A 4,764-nucleotide genomic window follows, 5' to 3' on the forward strand; every position below is an offset into this window, starting at 1 on the left:
GTAAATGGGAAATATGCAAACTGGTGGTATGATGATGGAACGAATTGGTATTTTTTCCAAAACGGTAAGAAATTAACGGGATATGGAAAAGATAATACCGGGATGCAGTATTTCTATAATGGTAAGTATGCAAATTGGTGGTATAATGATGGACAAGATTGGTATTTCTTCCAGAATGGGAAAAAACTAACAGGATATGGAAAAGATAATGCCGGAATGCATTACTTTGAAAATGGAAAATATCAAAGAAATGATAATAATAGTTACGCTGGCTATTACAGAGTAACAGCATTATACATTCCTGTATATGATGCTAATGGCAGAATCTTATCTCATGTTTCAAGAGATACGGTGTTATTTAGAGATAACAGATCTACTGTAAATGGTAGAATTCCAGTGCAAGTAGCTGGTCTTACAGGATATGTGAATTCAGGACAAGTTGCAGCTATTAATTCTAGAACTACATTTATTCCGGATTATGTAAGTGATGGTAAATATGTATATCACAGATATTCAGCGTATAGCAGCGTAATGGTTGCTTATCACAATCCTAATATGCAAGTAGGAAAACCTTATTATTCTGCTGATGGGATTAATTTTGGAACATTTAAATTGGATCATCCTTTCCAATTTTCTAATTTAAAATCAAGATCAAACTATACTGCAGCAGATATCAATAGATTATATAGCTTAATGGGAGCTAATAATGGTAAGTTAGCTGGGAAAGGTGCAACATTTAAGGCTGCTGAACAAAAATACGGAGTTAATGCTCTTTACTTAGTTGCTCATAGTGCTCTTGAAAGTGCATGGGGAAAAAGTCAAATAGCTAAAGATAAAAACAATTTCTTTGGTATTGCTGCATATGATAGCACACCATATACTTCTGCGACAAAATTTGATAATGTTGATAGTGGTATTTTAGGTGCTGCACGTTGGATTGATCGAAACTACTTAAGTAATACAGGATATCCAGCTCGTGGTGCTTACTTAGGAAATAAAGCAGGTGGAATGAATGTTAACTACGCAACAGCTCCATATTGGGGAGAGTCTATTGCAAGTATAATGTTTAGTGCTAATGAAAAATTAGGAAGAAAAGATAGATAAAAAGGATTTGGCTAGGTTATTTTAATCTAGCTTCCTTTTTGGTAAGGAGAAAATTATGTTAGTTTCGGTTGTAATCGGACTTTTAAATGAAGAAAAATTTTTACCAAGGTTGATTGAAGATTTCAAAAATCAAACATATAATCATGATAATATCGAACTTATCTTTATAGATGGAATGTCAAAAGATAATAGTTGGGCTATATTGCAAGGGTTCAAAGAGAGTAATCATGATTTCTTTGATGTAGTTTTATTAAAAAATCCTAAGGTGATTTTATCTGCGGGGATGAATGTTGGAATTAGAGCTGCAAGAGGAGAATGCATACTAAAGGTGGATTGCCATTCACATATAACGGAAAATTTTATAGAAAATAATGTTAAAGTTATTGAAAGTGGAGAAGATGTTTGTGGTGGGCCACGACCTAATATTATAGAAAATGAAGATGCTCTAAGTAAAACATTACTATTAGTTGAAGAAAATATGTTTGGTAGTGGTATTGCTAATTATAGAAAAGAAACTTCTAAAAAATATGTAAGTTCTGTATTCCAAGGAATGTATCGAAAAGAAATTTTTGATAAAATAGGATTATTAGATGAAAAAGTTGGTCGTGTCGAAGATAATGAATTACATTATAGAATTAGAAAAAATGGTTATAAAATTCGATATAGCAATGATATATTATCGTACCAATATACTAGACCGACTGTGAAAAGAATGTTGAAGCAAAAATATTCTAATGGATACTGGATTGGTAAGGTAAGTCATGTATATCCTAAGGCTTTCTCAATTTTCCATTTTGTGCCTTTAGTCTTTGTTTTAGGTATAATTTTTAGTTTATTGATGTTGCCGTTAACGAAAATATTCGCTATACTTCTTGGGGTTTCTTATCTATTGTTTACTGCTCTTGTTACTGTTATGACTATAATAAATAATAAATTCAATACAACATTATTATTGATTCCATTCTTATTATTTTCGGTTCATTTTAGCTATGGATGGGGAACTTTAGTAGGGTTAATAAAAGGATTTGGATGGAAGAAAGAATACACTAATAAGTAGAAGATTCTTGTTAATATTTTTTGAAAAAAATACCTAGGGGTGCTTTGAATTGATTGATTTTATAAAATTATCGATTTTGAAGTACTCCTATTTGTTTTTGTTAGTTAAAAATAGTATAATTATAAATAAATTTAGCTGAAATATAGGGGGTGACAGGTTTATGAAAAAAAGAATAAGTGTGATTCTTGTAGGTAGTTTACTATTAACTAGTTTTAGTGATGTTAAAGCGAATTTACTAAAAGAACAACGAGACAAAATTGAAATTTTTTCAGTTGGGGATAGTATAATGAATAATGCTACAGGGAAAGAATCGGTAAAACCTGTAAAGCTTCCTCAATATTATCAATCAGATGCTAGATGGGGATCTAAGAGGTATGGTATTTCTAATATGAAAGAAACAGGTTGTGTTCCTACAGCCTTATCGATGATAATATCTGGATTGAGGGAAAATGTGACTCCAGTACAAGTGGCAGATTATATTTATGATACTTCTATGGAAATGAATATGACGTTTTCAGGTACATCAAGTTTTGGTGCAGAAATAGCTCTAGATTATTGGGATTTGAATTATCGAACAATCAATTCTAAACAAGATCTAGAAACAGCCTTAAAAAAGGGAAATGTAGTTTATGGGACTGTAGGTCATGGACTTTTTGTAAAAGGAAATGGAACACATGCAATTATCTTAAGTGGATATCAAAATGGAAAAGTTCATGCAATAGATCCAGATAATCAAGAAAAAACTAATAAATGGTATAGTATCGATGAAATTTGGAGTCAACGTAGTATGGCACCAGAAGATAATGTTACTGGTGGAGCATTCATAGTAATTCATAAATAAGAATTAATGAAATAGAATTTAAAAGTAGAAAATGAGTGTCTAAGTATTAATTAGGCACTCATTTTTTATGTTAATTTCCTTATTAAAATATATTATTCAGCGAATCCATTTGGATGTTTGCTTTGCCATCTCCAAGAATCTTCACACATGCGTTTTACATCGTACTGAGCTTCCCATCCAAGTTCATCTTTTGCTTTTGTAGCATCAGCATAACATGCAGCGATATCTCCAGCACGACGTGGTGCGATAACGTAAGGTAAGTCGCGTCCAACAGCAGCTGAAGCACTCTTAATAATATCTAGTACAGAATATCCGATTCCTGTTCCTAGGTTATATTTAGATAGCCCGCTACCTTTTTCTAATTTTTTAAGAGCTGCTACGTGACCGCGAGCTAGGTCTACTACATGGATATAATCACGCACTCCAGTACCATCGTGTGTATCGAAGTCGTTACCAAAGACATTAACTTTTTCTAATTTACCTACGGCTACTTGCATAACATATGGAAGTAGGTTGTTTGGAATTCCTGTTGGATCTTCCCCGATATCTCCACATTCGTGTGCTCCGATAGGGTTAAAGTAACGAAGTAGTACTACGTTCCACTCATTATCTGCAGCGTAAACATCTCCTAGAATTTCTTCTAAAATTAGTTTAGTACGTCCATATGGGTTAGTTACAGATAATGGGAAATCTTCTTTAATTGGTAATGCATGGGGATCTCCGTATACTGTAGCTGATGAACTGAAGATAATATTTTTGCAGTTATATTTCTCCATAACGCGACATAATGTCGTAGTTCCAGCAACGTTGTTATCATAGTATTTTAAAGGTAATTGGCAAGATTCACCAACTGCTTTTAAACCAGCGAAGTGAATAACTCCATAAATATCTCCTTCTTTTTCAAATACTTCGTCTAATTTAGCTTCATCACGAATATCGACTTCATAGAAAGTTACTTTTTTACCAGTTACTCTTTCTACAACTTCTAAGCTTTTTTTGTTTGCGTTATATAAGTTATCAACAACAACTACTTCATTTCCATTGTTTAATAATTCTATACAAGTGTGAGACCCGATAAATCCAGCTCCACCTGTAACAAGTATTTTTTTAGTCATAGTATAATTCTCTCGCAAAGCGAGTCCTTCCTATAATTTTATATATTAATTTTATAAAAAGTAAGAGTAAGTGTCAATAAATATGAGGATAATATTAAAAAAGTAAATTCCTAAAGTAGATACCGGTAAGAAATTAAAGTGAAAGTTACCTTGGGAAAAAAGTAAAATAACAATAAAAATATTCCCAAGGTAGCTTCCATTCAAAAAATAGGAAGCTTTACTTTGGGAATTTACGGTAATATTAAAAATCTGTTACATTTACTATATTTCTTTGAAAAATAGTTAAAAATATAATACAATAATACGGGATATATTTATTTTTAGAATAGGAGTTGAAGGAATATTTTATGAGAAAAAATAAATTAAAATTAGGATTAAGTTTATTAACAGTATTAGCTACACCGATCGCGGTGAATGCTGTAGTAAGTCATGATGTTAATGCAGAGTATAGAGAATCTATATTCTATAACAATAACAAACCAGCGAACTGGTGGTATAGTGATGGGGAAGATTGGTATTTTTTCCAAAATGGTAAGAAGCTAACAGGATATGGGAAAGATAATGCGGGAACACATTATTTTGTAAATGGGAAGTATGCGAACGGGAAAATAGGAAATAAAGAGTATAGGGATGGAAAAGAAATCTCG

The 4,764-nt window shown here is 32.1% G+C and carries 4 protein-coding genes and 1 pseudogene; 4 read left to right on the forward strand and 1 reads right to left on the reverse strand.

Annotated elements, in window-relative coordinates; genetic code table 11:
• From JX287_RS06450 to JX287_RS06460, 3 genes are all read left to right on the forward strand, one after another.
• Positions 1-1,104: N-acetylglucosaminidase (locus JX287_RS06450; RefSeq protein ID WP_239650353.1), on the forward strand; the 1,104-nt coding region annotated here is incomplete at its 5' end.
• Between the two features lie 55 nt (positions 1,105-1,159).
• Positions 1,160-2,161 carry a glycosyltransferase family 2 protein gene (locus tag JX287_RS06455; RefSeq protein ID WP_204643803.1) on the forward strand — a complete coding sequence of 334 codons (1,002 nt, stop codon included), beginning with the start codon at positions 1,160-1,162 and terminating at the stop codon, positions 2,159-2,161.
• A 160-nt stretch (positions 2,162-2,321) separates the two neighbouring features.
• Entirely contained in the window at positions 2,322-3,002 is a 681-nt protein-coding gene (locus JX287_RS06460; protein WP_204643811.1) for a C39 family peptidase, read from the forward strand.
• Positions 3,003-3,094: 92 nt separating this feature from the next.
• On the opposite strand, the gene galE is transcribed toward JX287_RS06460, so the two are convergent.
• Entirely contained in the window at positions 3,095-4,117 is a 1,023-nt protein-coding gene (gene galE / locus JX287_RS06465) for a UDP-glucose 4-epimerase GalE (RefSeq protein ID WP_204643813.1), read from the reverse strand.
• Between the two features lie 347 nt (positions 4,118-4,464).
• On the opposite strand from galE, the pseudogene JX287_RS06470 reads away from it, so the two are divergent.
• Positions 4,465-4,764, forward strand: a pseudogene (locus tag JX287_RS06470) (hypothetical protein); the annotation flags it as partial.

Origin of the sequence: Gemella haemolysans (assembly GCF_901873445.1) — a bacterium.
GTDB classification, from domain to species: Bacteria; Bacillota; Bacilli; order Staphylococcales; family Gemellaceae; genus Gemella; species Gemella haemolysans_C.

Excerpts from the sequence above, each read along its gene's own strand:
- JX287_RS06460 (WP_204643811.1), top strand. The coding sequence starts at position 2,322 with ATGAAAAAAAGAATAAGTGTGATTCTTGTAGGTAGTTTACTATTAACT.
- galE (WP_204643813.1), bottom strand. The coding sequence starts at position 4,117 with ATGACTAAAAAAATACTTGTTACAGGTGGAGCTGGATTTATCGGGTCT.
- JX287_RS06455 (WP_204643803.1), top strand. The coding sequence starts at position 1,160 with ATGTTAGTTTCGGTTGTAATCGGACTTTTAAATGAAGAAAAATTTTTA.